Source organism: Dactylosporangium sp. CA-092794 (assembly GCF_050948465.1).
Taxonomy (GTDB): domain Bacteria; phylum Actinomycetota; class Actinomycetes; order Mycobacteriales; family Micromonosporaceae; genus Dactylosporangium.
The window spans coordinates 6877270-6892890 of record NZ_CP192044.1 but is presented as its reverse complement, the minus strand read 5'-3'; the positions used below and the strand labels follow the sequence as shown (position 1 = coordinate 6892890).

Below are 15621 nucleotides of genomic sequence, written 5' to 3'. Positions count from 1 at the left end.
CAAACCCGTGATGTGGTCACCACGGGCATCATGATCACGGAGACATACGGCCGCCCGGCCGGCGCCTAGCGGTCGAGGACGGGCTTGAGCTCCTCCAGCTGGTGTACCGCATCCTTGATGTCGGCGGCGAGGGGCTGGATCAGCACGTGGTCCGCGCCGGCCTCGAGGTGGGCGCGGATCCGGGCCGCGACCGTCTCCGGGTCGCCCCAGGCGACGATCGTGTCGACGAGCCGGTCGCTGCCGTTGTCGGCCAGGTCGTCGTCGGTGAAGCCGAGCCGCTTGAGGTTGTTCACGTAGTTCGGCATCTGCAGGTAGAACGCCGTGTGGCGGCGGGCGGTCGCGCGGGCCGTGGCCGGGTCGGTCTCCAGGACGACGGCCTGCTCGGGCAGGAGCAGCCGGTCCGGGCCGAGCACCTCGCGGGCCTGGGCGGTGTGCTCCGGCGGCACGAAATAGGTGTGCGCGCCGTCGGTGCGCTCCGCGGCCAGCTCCAGCATCCGCGGGCGCAGCGCGGCGAGGACCACCGGCACCGGAAACGGGCGGTCGCCGAAGCCGTCGAGGTACTCCCGCATCCGGTCCAGCGGCCGCTCGTACTTCTGCCCCGACCGGTTGACCATCGGCGCGTGGCTCACGCCCAGGCCGAGGATGAACCGGCCCGGCCACGCCTCGCCGAGCGTGGCCGCGGCGGCCCGGGCCGTCCCCGGGTGCCGCGCCCAGATATTCGCGATGCCGGACCCGGCCACGATCCGCCGGGTCGCGGACAGCCACACCGCCTCCTGCACGAAGACGTCGTTGCTGCCCACGCCCTCGCCCTCCCACACCGACCCGTAGCCCAGCTCCTCGAACCGGGTGACGGCCTGGCGCTGGGTGTCGACCGGCGCGGCGCGCAACGGGCCGAGCCACACCCCCACGGGACCGAGGTCGGTGATCCTGGCGTCGTTCGTGGCATTGGTCATGGCATAACCTCCAGCTCAACCGGCGATGCGCACCGGTTCGTCGGTGATGGCCTGAATGTCCGCCGCCGCGGTCAGCAGCAGCTGATGCCCCAGATCCGACAGCGCCCGGGCCACGGCGAGCTCGTCGCCGATCTCCGGGATGTCGTCGTCGGCCGGGTTGCACCGGGCGTCCCCGGTGCCGGTGAGTAGCGTGTCGTCTTCGCCGTTCAGGCGGGCCTCCGCGTGGGTCCGCCCGTCGTGCTCGCCGATGGCGATGTCCACGGTCCAGTGCTTGGTCGCGCTCATGGCCGTACTCCCCTCGGTACGTTCTCCGCGCCGCTCCTTACAGCATCCCACCACCGCCGCACCGCGCTATCGGTAGGCGCGCAGCGCCTCGGAGATCCCTCGCTCGGCTCGCTCGGCGAGCGAACCGAGGTCCTCGAGCCCCGGTGCCCGCGCGACCCGCGGCGCCAGGTCGCACAGCAGCCCGGCGGCGGCGCGCGCCACCCGGCCGGCGGCGGCCGTCTCCTCCTCGCCGAGCAGCATCTTGATCTCCCCGCCGAGCCCGGGCAGGTTGTCCGCGTCGGTCAGCGCCGGCAGGTGGCCGGCGAGCCCGGGCGGGTACGGCGTGCGCTCCCGCAGCTCCCGCAGCGCCTCGACGACCGGCCACCGGTCGCCGAACCGGTCGAGCAGCGCGACCAGCCCGAGGATGCGCGCGACGAGCCGCGGCCGCCCGGGAAACCCGTCCAGCCAGGCCAGCAGCGCCTCGTCGCCGCCGATCCCCTCGAGGATGCGACGCAGCGCGGAGGCGATCGGCGTGGCCGGCGGCTCCGGCTGCCCGATGAGTATCGCGACCTGGTCGGCGAGCGTGGCCTGGGCGGCGCGGTCGAGGCGCCCGGCCCGGAACGCGGCGATGGCCCCCAGGTCGATCCCGCTCACCGCCCCGCCCGGGGTCCGCTCGTCCTTCACGGCGCGCCGCCTACCCACCCTCACCCGCCGCGAAACCCCGGCGGGCCCGGGGCGGACCCAGGCGCGTCGGGCGTGGTCGGCGGCGACGAACCTCGCGCCGCCTGCCCACCCTCACCCGCCGTGAAACCCCGGCAGAGCCGAGGCGGGCAGAGGTGCCTTACCCCGCGTAGGCAAACATACACATGGCGTGTCGCAGCGCCCGCCTCGGCGGTCACGTCGCCGGGACGGGGGCCGGGAGCCGGGCGGCGCGGGCGGCCGCGAGGCCGGCCGCGGTGGCGTTGGTGGCCACGACGACGGCGATGCCGACCCACACGTGCGGCGCCGGGACCTGGCCGAGGATCACCGCGCCGGCCGCCGCCGCGAAGACCGGGTGGATGCTCTGCAGCAGGCCGAAGAAGCGCGGCGGCACGCGGCGCAGGGCGACCAGATCGGCGGCGTATGGGACGACGGAGCACAGCACGCCGGTGCCGATCGCGAAGCCGAGCCCGGCCAGGCCGAAGCGGCCCTGCAGGAACAGCACGACCGCCACCGGCAGGTAGAGCGTGGCGGACACGGCCGTGGCCGCGGCGGGCGCCTGCAGGCCCGGGAGGCGGGCGCCGAGCAGGCGGTTGAGGAGGATGTACCCGGCCCAGCACGCCGCGGCGAGCAGGCCCATGCCCACGCCGAGGTAGTCGCTGCTCGGCCCGGGCAGCACCAGCACGTAGACGCCGGCGCCGGCGACGAGGGCGCAGGCCAGGTCGGGGCCGGTGCGCGAGCCGGCCAGCGCCACGGCGAGCGGGCCGAGGAACTCCAGGGTCACCGCGAGGCCGAGGCCGACCCGGTCGATGGCGGTGTACAGGCTCAGGTTCATGATCGCGAAGACGACGCCGAGCAGCAGCGTCGGCCACCACTGGGCCCAGGTGAAGCGGCGCAGGTTCGGCCGGGCCACCGGCAGCAGCACGGCGGCGGCGACGAACTGGCGCACGGCGACCACCCCGGCCGGGCCGAGGGTGCCGAAGGCGCGCGCGCCGAGGGCGGCGCCCGCCTGGTTGCTGGCGGCGCTGGCCGCCATGGTCGCCAGGGCGCCGCGGGTGTCGAGGTTCAGCCTGCTCACGAGGGCCAGTCTGGGCCCCGTACCCGGCCGGGGAGAAATGCGCCCGGCGCGCCGTCTATACGCTGGGCGCATGGATCTCGAGCTGCGGCAGCTGCGCGCCTTCGTGGCGGTGGTCGACGCCGGCACGTTCACCGACGCGGCGGGCGCGCTGGGCGTGTCGCAGGCGGCGGTGTCGCGCGCGGTCGCGGCGCTCGAGGCGACCCTCGGCGCCCGGCTGCTCGCCCGCACCACCCGCCAGGTGCGCCTCACCGCCGCCGGCACGCAGGTGCTGGCCCGGGCCCGGGCCGTGCTCGACGAGGTGGCGCACCTGCGCCGGGTGGTGGAGCGCTCGCGCACCGAGCTGCGGGTCGGCTACGCCTGGGCGGCGATGGGCAAGCACACCCGGCGCCTGCAGCGGGCCTGGGCGCAGCGGCATCCGTCGGTACCGCTCGTGTTCGCCTACTCCAACACGCCCACCGCCGGGCTCAGCGACGGCGGCGCCGACGTGGCCGTGATCCGCCGGGCCCTCGCCGACGGGCGCTTCGACACGGCCCTCGTCGGCACCGAGACCCGCTACGCGGCGGTCTCCACCGACAGCGCCCTGGCCCGGCGGCGCACGGTGCGGCTGGACGACCTCGTGCGGTACACCGTCGCCATCGACGATCGCACCGGCACCACCACGCCCGATCTGTGGGGCCCCGGCGCGGGGCCGGCCGCCGTGCGCCGCACGCACGGCGTCGACGAGTGGCTCACCCTCATCGCGGCCGGGCAGGCGGTCGGCATCACGTCCGAGGCGACCGCGAACCAGAACCCGCGCCCCGGCGTGGCCTACCGCCGGGTCCGCGACGCCCCGCCGATCGACGTCTGGCTGGCCTGGTGGCGCGACGACCCGCCCGCGCACCTGGCCGACCTGGTCGGGCTGACCAGGGCCGCCTACGAGGGTTCTAGACTCGCGGGGTGATGAGCGAGGAGGCGATCCGGCAGGCGATGCGGCGCGAGGCCGACGTCGGTGAGCAGACCCTGGCCCCGAACCGCTACCTGCTCCTCGTCGCCCCGGCCGACCACGCCGACGTGCGCGACCGGGCCGCGGCGCTGGCCGGCGCGCAGGCGGCCTACCTCGCCGAGCAGGGCTGGAGCGTCTGCGACGAGGTCGTCGTCGAGGTCTTCGCCGACGACACGGTCGAGCCCGGCTCGGTCCGGGTCGAGGCCGAGGTCCGCAAGGGCCGCACCAGCCCCGCCGACGAGGCCGGCCGCGGCGTGGGCCTGCGCATGAACGACGGCCGGCGCTACACGGTGCAGTCCGGCGCCACGGTCATCGGCCGGGGCCGCCAGGCCGACCTGCGGCTGCGCGACGAGGGCGTGTCCCGCCGGCACGCCTGCCTGCAGTACGACGGCACGGCGCTGACCGTGCGCGACCTCGGCTCCACCAACGGCACGACGGTGAACGACCGCCCGCTGCGCGGCGCCGTCCCGCTGTCACCGGGCGACACCATCGGCGTCGGCCCGGTGACCCTCACGGTCGAGGCGGCCCGCCACCCGGAGTGACCCCGCCCACGGTCAGCGGGACCGAGCCCCGGCGGGCCCAGTCGTGGCTGATGTCCGCGGCGGCGCGCAGCAGCAGCGGCAGGTGGTGCTCGGTCAGCCGCTCCGTCGACGTCTCGGCGGCGTGCACGGTGACGTTCAGCGCGGCCACCGCGCGGCCGTCCCCGTCGCGGACCCCGGTGGCCACCGACCGGATGCCGGGGGCCAGGGCCTGGTCGGCCATCGCCCAGCCCTTGGCCCGCACCTCGCGCAGGGCCGCGTCGAGCTCGGCCCGGTCCGGATGCCAGCGCGGGTCGATGCCGGAGCGGCCCGGCTCGGCGAGGACCGCGGTCAGCTCGTCGGGCGTGAGCGCGGCGAGCAGGACCTTGCCCATCGACGTGGCGGGCGCCGGGAAGCGGGTGCCGATGGTGACGGCCAGGGTGACGATCTTCGGTACCGCCACCCGGGCGACGTAGACGATGTCGCTGCCGTCGAGCTGGGCCATGGAGGTCGACTCGCCGGTCTGCTCGACGAGCCGCAGCATGTGCGGGCGGGCGACCTCCCAGATGCTCAGCGCGTTGACGTAGGCCATGCCCAGCTCGAGCACCCGCGGGGTGAGCGCGAAGTCCCGCTCGGCCGAGCGGACGTAGCCGAGCTGCTCCAGCGTGATGAGGATGCGCCGGACGGTGGGGCGGGCCAGCCCGGTTTCGGCCGCGATCTCGCTCAGCGTCATCAATGGGCGGCCCGCCCGGAAGCATCGCAGCACGTCGAGCCCGCGGGCGAGGGCCTCGATGAAGTCCGGTCCCGCGTCGCGCGCCATGAAGCTCCTCTCAGTCCGCCGTCCCATGCTTCCACTGCGCGGAGCCGGCGTCCCATTCGGTGTAGGTGTAGGGATTGTCCATGACCTTGGTTTCCGGGACGTCGGGGTTCATGCCCTTCGCCCAGGCCTCCCGGCCCATGGTGTCGACGAGGTACTCGACGGTCTGCTCCACGTCGGCGCGGACCTTCGCCAGGTCGGCGCCGACCAGCCGGTGCTCGTGCTTGACCACCCGGCCGTCGACGACGACGGTGTGCACGTCGCCGCGCTGCGCCTGGAAGGCGACGTGGCCGTAGGGATTGAGAATCGGGAACATCACCGGCGAGGCGTCGTTCTTCAGCAGTACGACATCGGCCTTCTTGCCCGGCTCCAGGCTGCCGATCTTGTCGTCGAGGCCGAGCGCCCGGCCGCCGCCGCGGGTCGCCCAGTCCACCACCTGCTCGGCCCGCAGGTGCACGTGGGTGACGGTCTCCGCGCGCTCGTGCGCCTGCAGGTGCTCGCGGGACCGGTCGGCGCCGAGCGTGGTCCGCATGGCGGAGAACAGGTCGCCGCTCCACCACACGCTGGTGTCCATCGACAGCGACACCGGGATCTCGTGGTCGCGCAGCGTCCAGGTGGGCGGGTACCCCTGGCCGGCGCTCTGCTCGCTCTCGGTCGACACCGAGACCGAGCCGCCGGTGGCGGCGATGCGGTGGTACGAGTCGTGCGTGAGCGTCGCCGCGTGCACGTAGATGGTCTGCGGGGTCATGAAGCCGTGCTCGTGCATGAGCCGGATGCCGTCGTCGTTGGTGGCGCCCCAGACGCCGGCGTGCGTGGTCACCGGCACGCCCAGGTCGCGCGCCACCTCGAAGGCCGCCTTCTCCGGGAACGTCGGGTCGCCGGTGACGTCGAAGGCCATCTGGAAGCCCAGCATGTCGCTGCCGGTGATGCGGCGGTTGACGAAGTCGCGGAACTCGGGCGCGGCCGACCACTGCCACGGCCCCTGCTGGATGTTGCCGTAGGCCAGGACGAACCGGCCGGGCACCGACTGCAGCGCGTCGACGGCGGCGTCGGCGTGCTGCGTGGTCTGCAGGCCGTGCGACCAGTCGACGGTCGTGGTCACGCCGGCGTCGAGCGCCTCCCAGGCGGCCAGCACGTTGCCGGCGTGGATGTCCTCGGGCCGGAAGTGCTTGCCGGACTCGAGGTAGTACCAGACGAAATATTGGGTGAGGGTCCAGTCGGCGCCGTAGCCACGCATGGCGGTCTGCCACATGTGCCGGTGGGTGTCCACCATCCCGGGCATGATGATCCCGCCGGTGGCGTCGATCTCCTGGGCGCCCTCGGGTGCGGTGAGGCCGACCCCGATCTCGGCGATGCGGTCGTCGACGATCAGCACGTCGGCGCCGGTGAGGATGGTATGCGCGTCGTCCATGGTGAGGACCAGGCCGTTGCGGAAGAGCACGGCAGTCATCGAGAGGCTCCAATCTCGGACGTTGGTCCGCCTGGCGGTCAGATTGGTCGGGTGCTGGCATTCTCATCCCGGTGTTGTATGGTGTCAACGACTTGCGGACACTCGTCCGCTGGGCGGTCAGGAGGTTACGTGGGTCCTCTCGACGGGCTGCTGGTGGCCGACTTCTCGCGGATCCTCGCGGGCCCCTACGCCACGATGCTGCTGGCCGACCTGGGCGCCGATGTGATCAAGGTGGAGGGTCCGGGTGGTGATGACACGCGGACGTGGATGCCGCCGGTGCGGGATGGGGTGTCGACGTACTACCTGGGGATCAATCGGAACAAGCGGTCGATCGTGTTGGATTTTCGGGTGGCGGAGGATCTGGCCGCGGCGCGTGAGTTGGCGGCCCGCGCGGATGTGTTGATCGAGAATTTCAAGCCGGGCGGTCTGCGTCGCTTCGGTTTGGACTTCGACACGCTCGCGGAGACGAACCCCGGCCTGGTGTACGCGTCGATCAGTGGTTTCGGGTCGGGTGCGGGGGCGTCGCTGCCGGGTTATGACCTGATGGTGCAGGCGGTCTCGGGGTTGATGAGTTTGACCGGGGATGCGGATGGGCCGCCGTTCCGGGCGGGGATTTCGGTGTTCGATGTGATGGCGGGGTTGCATGCGACGATCGGGATTTTGGCGGCGTTGCGGCATCGGGAGTCGGCGGGTGTGGGGCAGCATGTCGAGGTGAATCTGTTGTCCTCAGCCCTGTCCGGCCTGGTGAATCATGCCAGTGGGTATGTGGCGGGTGGGACGGTGCCGTTCCGGATGGGTAACGCCCACCCGAGCCTGTTCCCCTACGAACCGCTCCCCACCGCGGACGGGGAGCTGATCGTGATCGCCGGGAATGACGGGCAGTTCGCGAAACTGTGCCAGGTCCTGGGCCTGGAGGAACTGCTGTCGGATCCGCGGTTCGGCCGGAATCAGGACCGGACCGCGAACCGGGAGGCGCTGCGCCCGATCCTGGTGGAGCGCCTCGCCACGCGGTCGAAGGAGGAGTGGTTTCGGGTGTTGACGGCGGCGGGGGTGGCGTGTGCGCCGATCAACACGATTGATGGTGGGGTGGCGTTGGCGGAGGAGTTGGGGTTGGCGCCGGTGGTGGTGACGGGTGGGGTGCCGGGGATTCGGCATCCGATCCGGTTTTCGGGGAGTGCGGCGCGGTATGAGTTGCCGCCGCCGGGGTTGGATGAGCATGGGGAGGAGATCCGGCAGTGGTTGAAGGGTTGAGGTTCCCGACCGGGATCGGCACGTCGGAGGCGGATGAGATCCGGGTGCTGGGGCAGGATCTGGCCGCCGATCTGATGGGGAAGGTCGGGTTCGGTGAGCTGGCGTTCTGGCTGGTGGCCGGGCGGCGTCCGACCCGGGGGCAGTGCCGGGTGTTCGAGACGGTGCTGGTGGCGTTGGCGGATCACGGGTTCACCCCGACCGCGATCGCCGCCCGGGTCACCTACGCCTCAGCCCCCGAAGCGTTGCAGGGCGCCCTCGCCGCGGGCCTGCTCGGCGGCGGCTCCCGGTTCCTCGGTGTCACGGAGGACTGCGGCCGGTTCCTCGCCGACGTCCTCGCCGGGGTCGACGCGCTGCCCGCCGACGACGCGGGCTGGGACGCCCTCGCGACGACTGCGGTGACCGAGGCCCGCGCGGCGAGGCGGTTCGTGCCGGGGTTGGGGCATCCGGTGCACAAGGTGCGGGACCCGCGGACCCCGGTGCTGATCGGGATTGCGGAGGAGGAGGGGTTGCGGGGGCCGCATCTGCGGTTGTTCGAGGCGGTCGGGCGGGTCCACCCGGCGATTCTGGGCCGGGCGTTGCCGCTCAACGGCGCCGGGGTGTGTGGTGCGGCGCTGGCGGATCTGGGGTTGCCGGTGGGGATGTTGCGGGGGTTTGCGTTGCTGGCGCGGGCGGCGGGGTTGTTGGGGCATTTGGCGGAGGAGCAGCGGACCGGGTTGGGTTTGGAGATTTACCGCACGGTGGATCGCAACGCGGTGTACACCCCAGCTGAGGAAGGAGGGCATCGTGGCTGAGCTGGTCGCGGTGATCGCCTCGACGCATCATCCGTTCTATTACAAGGCGAGTACGGCGGTGGGGGAGGATCGTCCGCCGTTTGCTGATGAGTGGGTGCGCAAGATTGTGCGGTTCCGGGAGACGTTGACGCGGGCGAACCCGGATGTGCTGGTCATGGTGGGGTCGGATCATTTTCACCAGTTGTGGCTGGACAATATGCCGCAGTTTCTGATCGGTAAGGCGCCGATGTATGACGCGAACTGGTACAACGAGGAGCGGGAGTTCGGGCTGCCGCGGATGCTCCTGGCGGGTCAGGAGGATCTGTCGGGGTATCTGTTGCGGGCCGGGTTGGACGCCGGGTTTGATCTGGCGTTTAGCAACGAGTTGCGGATTGATCATTCGGTGACGTGTCCGATCATCACGTTGCGGCCGGAGGCGGATCTGCCGATCGTGCCGGTGTATACGAATATTTTCGCGCCGCCGTTGCCGCAGCCGAAACGGTTCGTCCAGTTGGGTCAGGCGCTGCGGTCGATGATCGAGTCGTGGCCGAGTGATCTGCGGGTGGCGGTGATCGGGACGGGGCATCTGTCCCTGGAGTTGGGTGGGCCGCGGCAGTTCGGGCCGCACGGCCCGGACCCGCAGTTCGATGCCAGGGCGGTGGAGTGGATCGCGGGTGGGGATCTGGATGGGTGTCTGGCCGAGGTGACCCTGGACAGTTTGCACGCGCCGGGGAATGCCACGCACGGGTTCATGGATTTCATGCTGATGATGGGGGTGGCCGGGGCGGGGGCGAAGGCGGACTACGTCGACACCTACGACCTGTTCCACACGATGGAGGCGTACTTCACCTGGTATCCCAACGGAGCGCCGGCATGAGCAAATATTTGTTGGACAAGTTCCTGTATACGGTGGACCGGGATCCGGCGTTGGTGGAGCGGTATCGGGAGGACCCGGTAGGGACGGTGGCGTGGTGGGAGGCCAACCTGGGTGGGGCGGTGCTCAACTGCCACACCGGTGAGGCGACCACCTGGCTGCGGCTGGACGACACCGAGCGGCAGGCCCTGGCCTCGCACGACTACCCGAAACTGTTCGAACTCGGCGCGCACCCGTTCCTGACCTTGACGCTGTTCATCGCCATGTTCGAACGCGACTACACCGAGCCCCTCGCCTTCCAGAAGCTTTACGCCGAACGCCTGGCCGGCTACAGCCTGCCCTACCCCGACATCGCCACCTGACCGCCCTACGCGGCCACCCCGGCCCGGGCCAGCAGCTCCGCCGCGGTCGGCAGCGCCGCCCGGGCGCCGACCGCCCGGGTCGCCAGGGCGCCCGCCACGCACGCCAGCCGGACCGCCTCCGCGAGGGGGCGGTCCGCATCCAGGGCCCAGGCCAGGGTGCCGCAGAAGGCGTCGCCCGCGCCCGTCGTGTCCACCGCCGCTACCCGCACGGCCGGCACGTCCACGACCTCCCCGGCCCGGTGCACGCGGCAACCGGCCGCGCCCAGCGTCACCACCACCGCGCCCGCCCCCGCCGCCAGCAGCGCGGCCGGGGAGCCCAGCGCGGCCAGCTCGTGCTCATTCGGCACCAGCACGTCGGTGAGGGCGAGCAGCTCCGCCGGTAGCGGCCGGGCCGGCGCCGGATTCAGCACGAACACCCAGCCGGCCGCGCGCGCCCGGCGGGCCGCCTCCAGCACCGCCGGCAGCGGCACCTCCAGGCTGGCCAGCACCACCCCGCGGCCGGCGGGCAGGTCGACGTCCGCGGGGGAGAGCCGGGCGTTGGCGCCCGGCACCACCGTGATCGCGTTCTCGCCGCCGTCGTCGACGAGGACCACGGCCAGGCCGGTCGGCTCGGCGTCGCGGCGGACCCGGGACAGGTCCACGCCGGCCAGCGACCCCGGGTCGAAGTCCGGGCCGACCCGGGCGACCAGCGCGCAGTCGCCGCCCAGCCGGGCCACGGCCGCCGCCTGGTTGCCGCCCTTGCCGCCGGCCCCGGTGCCCGAGCCGGCCGCGATCACCGTCTCGCCCGGCGCCGCGATGCGCGGGACCCGCACCACCAGGTCGACGTTCACGGCACCCACCACGACAACGGTCACCCGACGATTGTCACAGACACCGATGCGTGCGTCAGAGACCGAGCGCGTTGAACAGGTACAGCCAGATCTCGCTGCGGGTCGGGAACGGCGGCACGGCGTGGCGCAGCCGGCCCAGCGGCACCTCGCCGACCACCGCGATCGTCGCCGCCTGCAGGAAGTCGGCCACCTCCGAACCGGTGATCGTCGCACCGACCAGCACCTGCCGCTCCTCGTCGACGAGGAACCGGCTCGTGCCCGGCGCGCCGCTGCCGTAGTACGACCCGCCCGCGTTGCCCGACGTCGGCAGGTCGACCACGCGCACCGCCAGCCCGGCCGCCGCGGCCGTCGCCGTGGTGTGCCCGACCGCCGCCACCTGCGGATCGGTGAAGATCACCCGCGGGGCGCCGGTGCCGTCGGCCAGGTGCGACGCCGCCATCGGCCGGCCCAGGATGTGCCCCGAGGCCAGCGCCGCCTGGTACTTCGCCATGTGCGTGAACAGCGCCCGGCCGTTGAGGTCGCCGATCACGTACAGCCAGTCGTGGCCGGGGACGCGCGTGTGCTCGTCGACGGTGATGTACCCGCCGGAGTGCAGCCCGACCGTGTCCAGCCCCAGTCCGCCGGTCTCCGGCACCCGGCCGGTGGCCACCAGCAGCTGGTCGCCGGTAGCCACGCTGCCGTCGCTCAAGGTCACCGCGACCGCGTCGCCGTCCCGGCGTACCGAAGCCGCCGTCTGCGCCGTCCGGATTTCCACGCCCCGCCCGGTGAGCGCCTCCGTCACCTGCACGCAGGCGAACTCCTCCTCGCGCGGCAGCAGCCGCCGCTCGCCCTCGATGAGCGTGACCCGGCTGCCCAGCGAGCTGTATGCCTGGGTGAGCTCCACCCCGACCGCGCCGCCGCCGAGCACGACCAGCCGCTCCGGCAGCGTGTCGGAGGTGGTCGCCTCCCGGTTCGTCCACGGCTTCGCGTCGGCGAGGCCCTCGATCGGCGGCATCGCCGGGGCGGTGCCGCCGGCCAGGATCACCGCCCGGCGCGCCTCGAGGACGTCGTCGCCGACCACGACCCGCCGCTCCCCGTCCAGCCGGCCCCGGCCGCGGAACAGCGCGATCCCGCGCTCCTGCAGCCACGGCAGCTGCCCGGCGTCGTCGAGGTGGCCGATGAGCTCGTCGCGGCGGCGCAGCACCGCGGCGGTGTCCAGCGGCCCGGTCACCGCCTCGGCCGCCCCGGGCACCCGGCGCGCCTCGGCCAGCAGCTCACCGGGGCGCAGCAGCGCCTTCGACGGGATGCACGCCCAGTAGGAACACTCGCCCCCCACCTTGCGGTCCTCCACGATCGCCACCCGCAGGCCGGCCTCGGCGAGCCGGCCCGCCGCGACCTCGCCGCCGGGCCCGGCGCCGACCACCACCACGTCGAAGCTGTGTTCCCGCATCTGCATTGCCTCACCGTACGCGTGAGCGTGCGCCGGTTGCGCGGGAGCGGAACAATGCAGGTGTCGACCCCCGTCTGCAGGAGGCAGCCCGGTGCAACTCCACGACTACGTTGCGGCGATCGTGTTCGGCGCGATCATCGGGATCATCGCGCGGATCGTGCTGCCGGGCCGGCAGCCGATCGGCATCATTCTCACGATCCTCATCGGCATGGGCGCGGCGGTGGCCGGCACGTGGGCGGCCGACCGCTGGGACCTGCACAGCGACAGGCACTTCGTCGTCGCCGGCAACCAGTACGACTGGCTCGTCGTCGGCGTGCAGGTCGGCATCGCCGTCGTCGGCGTGGCGATCGTGTCGCTGCTGGCCAGGGCCTTCCGGTCGGACAACTACGACGACTGACGCGGGGCGGGCGGCCGGGCCCGGGTCCACCACTGGGCCAGGGCCACCGCCAGCAGCACGAGCAGCGCGCCGCCGAGGGCGAAGTAGACGCTGATCTCCATCTTCTTGTGCTGCAGGGTGATCTCGGTGGGCAGGTCGCGCAGCACGTCGCCGAGGGCCTTGGCGTTCTCGGCCTTGAAGTACTTGGCGCCGGTCATCTCCGCGATCTTGGTCAGCGTCTCCTCGTCCATGTCCTGGAACCGGCCGCGGGCGCCGTCGAAGCCGCGGAACCCGCCGTAGCCGCCCCCGCCGCGGAACGTGTCGCCGCTGATCTGGCTGCTGCTGCAGACCATCGGGGACGGCTGGTCGGTGCCGAAGCCGATGGTGTAGACCCGCAGCCGCCGGGCCGCGGCCTGCTCGGCGGCGGTCACCGGGTCGACGCCGTCAGTGTTGCGCCCATCGGTGAGCACCACAATGGTGTCCGGCTCGTAGTCGACGTTCGCGCCGCTCGCGCCGCCGTTGTCGGGGACCTCGACGCCGGTCGGCGGCACGTCCGGGTTGATCTCGGCGATCGCGTCGATCGACGCGAGGATCGCCAGGCCGATGGCCGTACCCCGGGACGTGCGCAGCCCGTCGATGGCCTTGAGCAGCTTGTCCTTCTCGGTGGTCGGCGGCACCAGCAGGCCCGCCGTGCCGGAGAACGCGACCAGCCCGATCTTCGACCCGCCGTCGTGGTCGTCGATGAAGTCCTTGGCCGCCTTCTGGGCGGCGGTGAGCCGGTTCGGGTCGACGTCGGTGGAGCACATCGAGCCGGACACGTCGACGGCGAGCAGGATCGTGGCCGCGTCGTCGGGCACCACCACCGACGCCTGCGGCCGGGCCGCCGCGGTCGCGGCCAGCACCAGGCCGGCGGCGAGCAGGGCCAGCGGCACCCGCCGCTTCCAGGAGCTGCGGCCGGGCAGCGCGGCCCGCACGAGAGCGACGCTGGACAAGCGCACCGCGACCCGCCGGCGCCGCCGGCGGCTCCACCACCGGTAGGCCAGCAGCAGCGGGAACGCCAGCAGCGCGCACAGGGCCCAGGGCCAGGTCAGCGACATCAGAGGATCCGTCCGAACCAGGTCGTCATCAGTATGCCCCCGATCGTGAGCAGCAGCACCGCGATGCCGGCCGCGGCCCCGGTCAGCTCGACCGGCTTGCGCTCGGTGGTCAGCCGCAGGTCCAGCGACTGATACACGTCGTGCAGCGTCTGGGCGTTGTCGGCCCGGTGGTACGACCCGGCGGTCGCCTGCGCGATCTGGGTGAGCAGGTCCTCGTTGAGCGACGTCGCGACCTGGTAGCCGCCGACCTCGACGGTGGCGCCCTCCACGGTGCCGACGCCGACCGTCTCGATCCGCACGCCCGCCTTCGCGGCCAGCCCGGCGGCGGCGACCGCGTCCGGGCCGCCGGTGTCCTCGCCGTCGCTGAGCAGCACGATCGTGGCGTTGCCGAAGTACCCCAGGTCGGGCTCGGGCTGCCCGGAGTCCTGGTTGGGCAGGGTGACCGGCTTGCCGGCGATGACCGTGAGCGAGGCCAGGATCGCCTGGCCGAGCGAGGTACCGCCGTTGACCTGCAGCCGCTTGATCGCGGCGGTGGTCGCGTCGTGGTCCTCGGAGACCTGCTGGGTGGTGAGCGCCCCCTGGTCGAAGGCGACCACGCCGAAGCTCACGCTGCCGGGCTGGGACGCGACGAACTCGGTGGCGGCGGCCTTCGCGGCGGCCAGCCGGCTCGGCGCGACGTCGGTGGCCTTCATGCTGTTCGACACGTCGAAGGCGAGCACGACGGTGCCGGCCGCGTGAGCCACCGGCAGGGTCGCCTGCGGCTGGGCGACGGAGATCAGCAGCAGCCCGGCCGCGGTCAGGAACATCGCCTGGGGCAGGTGCCGGCGCAGCGCGTCGCGGCGGGGCCGGCCCGTGGTCAGGCCGGTGCCGGCGAGGGTGCGGGCGCGCCGGCGCTGCAACCAGACGTACCCCCCGATCAAGGCCAGGATGGCGACGACAGCGACGGCGAGGATCCCCGGGTGCTGGACGCTCATCGGCGCCTGCGCTTCGCGGCCCGGACCATCGCGACCAGCGCCTCGAGCGGATCCTCGTCGGTGCCGACGAGGTGGGCGGTGGCGTGGGAGCGGCGCAGCGCGGCGTCGACGGCGGCCTCCCGCGCGTCGACCTCGGCCCGCAGCCGCTGCTGGAACTGCGGGTCGCCGGTGTCGACGAGCATCTGCTCGCCGGTCTCGGCGTCCTCCACCACGACCAGCCCCAGGTCGGGCAGGTCCAGCTCGATCGGGTCGACGACCCGGATGGCGACCACCTCGTTGCGGAAGGTGAGCCGGGTCAGCGGCTCCTCCCAGCCCTCGCCGATGAAGTCGGACACGACGAAGACCAGGCCGCGCCGGCGGGCGGTGGCCGCCGCGAGGTGCAGCATGCCGGCGAGGTCGGTGGCGCCGGCCTCGGCGGTGCGGGCGACGGCCCGCTCGATCTCGTGGGCGATGCGCAGCACGTGCAGCCGGCCGGTGCGCGGCGGCAGGATCCGCTGCTGCCGGTTGTCGTAGAGGATCGCGCCGACCCGGTTCCCGCCGTGGGTGAGCAGCCGGGCCAGGCTCACCGCCAGCTCGGTGAGGGTGGTGTCCTTGCCCCGGCCAGCGCCGCCTTCGCCGGTGCCGCCGAAGCGCATCGACGCGGACAGGTCCAGCACCAGCCAGGCGGTGAGCTCGCGGTCCTCGGTGTACTGGCGCACGTACGGCTCGTCCAGCCGGGCGGTGACGTTCCAGTCGATGTGCCGGACGTCGTCCTCGGGCGTGTACTCGCGCAGGTCGGCGAAGTCGATGCCGGTGCCGCGGAACACGGTGCGGTACGACCCCTGCAACTGCCCGTCGAGGCGGCGGACGACCTGCCACTCCAGGCGCCGCAGCAGCCGGTCGGGTGCGCTGGCCATC

Annotated in this window: 18 protein-coding genes; 7 read left to right on the top strand and 11 right to left on the bottom strand. The window is 73.0% G+C overall.

From position 1 onward, the window contains the following. Window positions 1-65 precede the first annotated feature (65 nt). The 4 genes from ACQPXD_RS29285 to ACQPXD_RS29270 form a co-directional block, all read right to left on the bottom strand. On the bottom strand, window positions 66-953 hold the full coding sequence (locus ACQPXD_RS29285) for an LLM class F420-dependent oxidoreductase (RefSeq protein ID WP_432824531.1): 888 nt from the start codon (window positions 951-953) through the stop codon (window positions 66-68). A 15-nt stretch (window positions 954-968) separates the two neighbouring features. Then, the gene (locus tag ACQPXD_RS29280; protein WP_432824530.1) at window positions 969-1238 is read right to left on the bottom strand and encodes a DUF1876 domain-containing protein; all 270 of its coding nucleotides are present in this window, start codon (window positions 1236-1238) and stop codon (window positions 969-971) included. A 66-nt stretch (window positions 1239-1304) separates the two neighbouring features. Next, a complete protein-coding gene (locus ACQPXD_RS29275; protein ID WP_432824529.1) occupies window positions 1305-1901 on the bottom strand; it encodes a hypothetical protein in 597 nt (198 codons plus the stop codon). Window positions 1902-2112: 211 nt separating this feature from the next. Beyond that, window positions 2113-2994, bottom strand: a complete 882-nt coding sequence (locus tag ACQPXD_RS29270) for an EamA family transporter (protein WP_432824528.1) — start codon at window positions 2992-2994, stop codon at window positions 2113-2115. A gap of 70 nt (window positions 2995-3064) precedes the next feature. Between ACQPXD_RS29270 and ACQPXD_RS29265 the strand changes: the two genes are divergently transcribed. Together ACQPXD_RS29265 and ACQPXD_RS29260 are read left to right on the top strand one after the other, a co-directional pair. Then, on the top strand, window positions 3065-3934 hold the full coding sequence (locus ACQPXD_RS29265; RefSeq protein WP_432824527.1) for a LysR family transcriptional regulator: 870 nt from the start codon (window positions 3065-3067) through the stop codon (window positions 3932-3934). After that, a complete protein-coding gene (locus tag ACQPXD_RS29260; RefSeq protein ID WP_432844002.1) occupies window positions 3934-4518 on the top strand; it encodes an FhaA domain-containing protein in 585 nt (194 codons plus the stop codon). Before ACQPXD_RS29265 ends, ACQPXD_RS29260 begins: the two co-directional genes overlap by 1 nt. On the opposite strand, the gene ACQPXD_RS29255 is transcribed toward ACQPXD_RS29260, so the two are convergent. Next, window positions 4487-5314: an IclR family transcriptional regulator domain-containing protein gene (locus ACQPXD_RS29255; RefSeq protein ID WP_432824526.1), complete on the bottom strand. Its 828-nt coding sequence runs from the start codon at window positions 5312-5314 to the stop codon at window positions 4487-4489. The two genes, ACQPXD_RS29260 and ACQPXD_RS29255, sit on opposite strands and share 32 nt — an antisense overlap. 10 nt (window positions 5315-5324) lie before the next feature. Then, a complete protein-coding gene (locus tag ACQPXD_RS29250; protein WP_432824525.1) occupies window positions 5325-6761 on the bottom strand; it encodes an amidohydrolase family protein in 1437 nt (478 codons plus the stop codon). Window positions 6762-6890: 129 nt separating this feature from the next. On the opposite strand from ACQPXD_RS29250, the gene ACQPXD_RS29245 reads away from it, so the two are divergent. The 4 genes from ACQPXD_RS29245 to ACQPXD_RS29230 are packed head-to-tail and all read left to right on the top strand — an operon-like array spanning window position 6891 to window position 10018. Further along, window positions 6891-8012 (top strand): CaiB/BaiF CoA transferase family protein, encoded by a 1122-nt coding sequence (locus tag ACQPXD_RS29245; RefSeq protein WP_432824524.1) that lies wholly within the window; start codon window positions 6891-6893, stop codon window positions 8010-8012. Further along, a complete protein-coding gene (locus tag ACQPXD_RS29240) occupies window positions 7997-8803 on the top strand; it encodes a citryl-CoA lyase (protein ID WP_432824523.1) in 807 nt (268 codons plus the stop codon). The genes ACQPXD_RS29245 and ACQPXD_RS29240 overlap by 16 nt, the downstream gene beginning before the upstream one ends. Next, window positions 8796-9659: an extradiol ring-cleavage dioxygenase gene (locus tag ACQPXD_RS29235; protein WP_432824522.1), complete on the top strand. Its 864-nt coding sequence runs from the start codon at window positions 8796-8798 to the stop codon at window positions 9657-9659. The genes ACQPXD_RS29240 and ACQPXD_RS29235 overlap by 8 nt, the downstream gene beginning before the upstream one ends. Continuing rightward, window positions 9656-10018 carry a hypothetical protein gene (locus ACQPXD_RS29230; protein ID WP_432824521.1) on the top strand — a complete coding sequence of 121 codons (363 nt, stop codon included), beginning with the start codon at window positions 9656-9658 and terminating at the stop codon, window positions 10016-10018. The genes ACQPXD_RS29235 and ACQPXD_RS29230 overlap by 4 nt, the downstream gene beginning before the upstream one ends. A gap of 5 nt (window positions 10019-10023) precedes the next feature. Here the strand turns inward: ACQPXD_RS29230 and ACQPXD_RS29225 are convergent, their stop codons facing one another. Together ACQPXD_RS29225 and ACQPXD_RS29220 are read right to left on the bottom strand one after the other, a co-directional pair. After that, the gene (locus tag ACQPXD_RS29225; RefSeq protein WP_432824520.1) at window positions 10024-10872 is read right to left on the bottom strand and encodes a ribokinase; all 849 of its coding nucleotides are present in this window, start codon (window positions 10870-10872) and stop codon (window positions 10024-10026) included. Between the two features lie 31 nt (window positions 10873-10903). Continuing rightward, the gene (locus ACQPXD_RS29220) at window positions 10904-12283 is read right to left on the bottom strand and encodes a dihydrolipoyl dehydrogenase family protein (RefSeq protein WP_432824519.1); all 1380 of its coding nucleotides are present in this window, start codon (window positions 12281-12283) and stop codon (window positions 10904-10906) included. 85 nt (window positions 12284-12368) lie between these two features. Between ACQPXD_RS29220 and ACQPXD_RS29215 the strand changes: the two genes are divergently transcribed. Next, window positions 12369-12674, top strand: coding sequence for a GlsB/YeaQ/YmgE family stress response membrane protein (locus ACQPXD_RS29215; RefSeq protein WP_432824518.1), 306 nt, complete (start codon window positions 12369-12371; stop codon window positions 12672-12674). Here the strand turns inward: ACQPXD_RS29215 and ACQPXD_RS29210 are convergent. The 3 genes from ACQPXD_RS29210 to ACQPXD_RS29200 are packed head-to-tail and all read right to left on the bottom strand — an operon-like array spanning window position 12662 to window position 15620. Then, window positions 12662-13750 carry a vWA domain-containing protein gene (locus ACQPXD_RS29210; protein WP_432824517.1) on the bottom strand — a complete coding sequence of 363 codons (1089 nt, stop codon included), beginning with the start codon at window positions 13748-13750 and terminating at the stop codon, window positions 12662-12664. The two genes, ACQPXD_RS29215 and ACQPXD_RS29210, sit on opposite strands and share 13 nt — an antisense overlap. Beyond that, window positions 13750-14724 carry a VWA domain-containing protein gene (locus ACQPXD_RS29205; RefSeq protein ID WP_432824516.1) on the bottom strand — a complete coding sequence of 325 codons (975 nt, stop codon included), beginning with the start codon at window positions 14722-14724 and terminating at the stop codon, window positions 13750-13752. Before ACQPXD_RS29205 ends, ACQPXD_RS29210 begins: the two co-directional genes overlap by 1 nt. Then, window positions 14721-15620, bottom strand: a complete 900-nt coding sequence (locus ACQPXD_RS29200; protein WP_432824515.1) for a DUF58 domain-containing protein — start codon at window positions 15618-15620, stop codon at window positions 14721-14723. The genes ACQPXD_RS29205 and ACQPXD_RS29200 overlap by 4 nt, the downstream gene beginning before the upstream one ends. Window position 15621: the final 1 nt, after the last annotated feature.

Bases quoted from the DNA above. Each gene is read 5' to 3' on its own strand.
- ACQPXD_RS29285 (WP_432824531.1), bottom strand. From the start codon at position 953: ATGACCAATGCCACGAACGACGCCAGGATCACCGACCTCGGTCCCGTG.
- ACQPXD_RS29205 (WP_432824516.1), bottom strand. From the start codon at position 14,724: ATGAGCGTCCAGCACCCGGGGATCCTCGCCGTCGCTGTCGTCGCCATC.
- ACQPXD_RS29200 (WP_432824515.1), bottom strand. From the start codon at position 15,620: ATGGCCAGCGCACCCGACCGGCTGCTGCGGCGCCTGGAGTGGCAGGTC.
- ACQPXD_RS29250 (WP_432824525.1), bottom strand. From the start codon at position 6,761: ATGACTGCCGTGCTCTTCCGCAACGGCCTGGTCCTCACCATGGACGAC.
- ACQPXD_RS29280 (WP_432824530.1), bottom strand. From the start codon at position 1,238: ATGAGCGCGACCAAGCACTGGACCGTGGACATCGCCATCGGCGAGCAC.
- ACQPXD_RS29255 (WP_432824526.1), bottom strand. From the start codon at position 5,314: ATGGCGCGCGACGCGGGACCGGACTTCATCGAGGCCCTCGCCCGCGGG.
- ACQPXD_RS29265 (WP_432824527.1), top strand. From the start codon at position 3,065: ATGGATCTCGAGCTGCGGCAGCTGCGCGCCTTCGTGGCGGTGGTCGAC.
- ACQPXD_RS29230 (WP_432824521.1), top strand. From the start codon at position 9,656: ATGAGCAAATATTTGTTGGACAAGTTCCTGTATACGGTGGACCGGGAT.
- ACQPXD_RS29260 (WP_432844002.1), top strand. From the start codon at position 3,934: ATGAGCGAGGAGGCGATCCGGCAGGCGATGCGGCGCGAGGCCGACGTC.
- ACQPXD_RS29210 (WP_432824517.1), bottom strand. From the start codon at position 13,750: ATGTCGCTGACCTGGCCCTGGGCCCTGTGCGCGCTGCTGGCGTTCCCG.
- ACQPXD_RS29220 (WP_432824519.1), bottom strand. From the start codon at position 12,283: ATGCAGATGCGGGAACACAGCTTCGACGTGGTGGTGGTCGGCGCCGGG.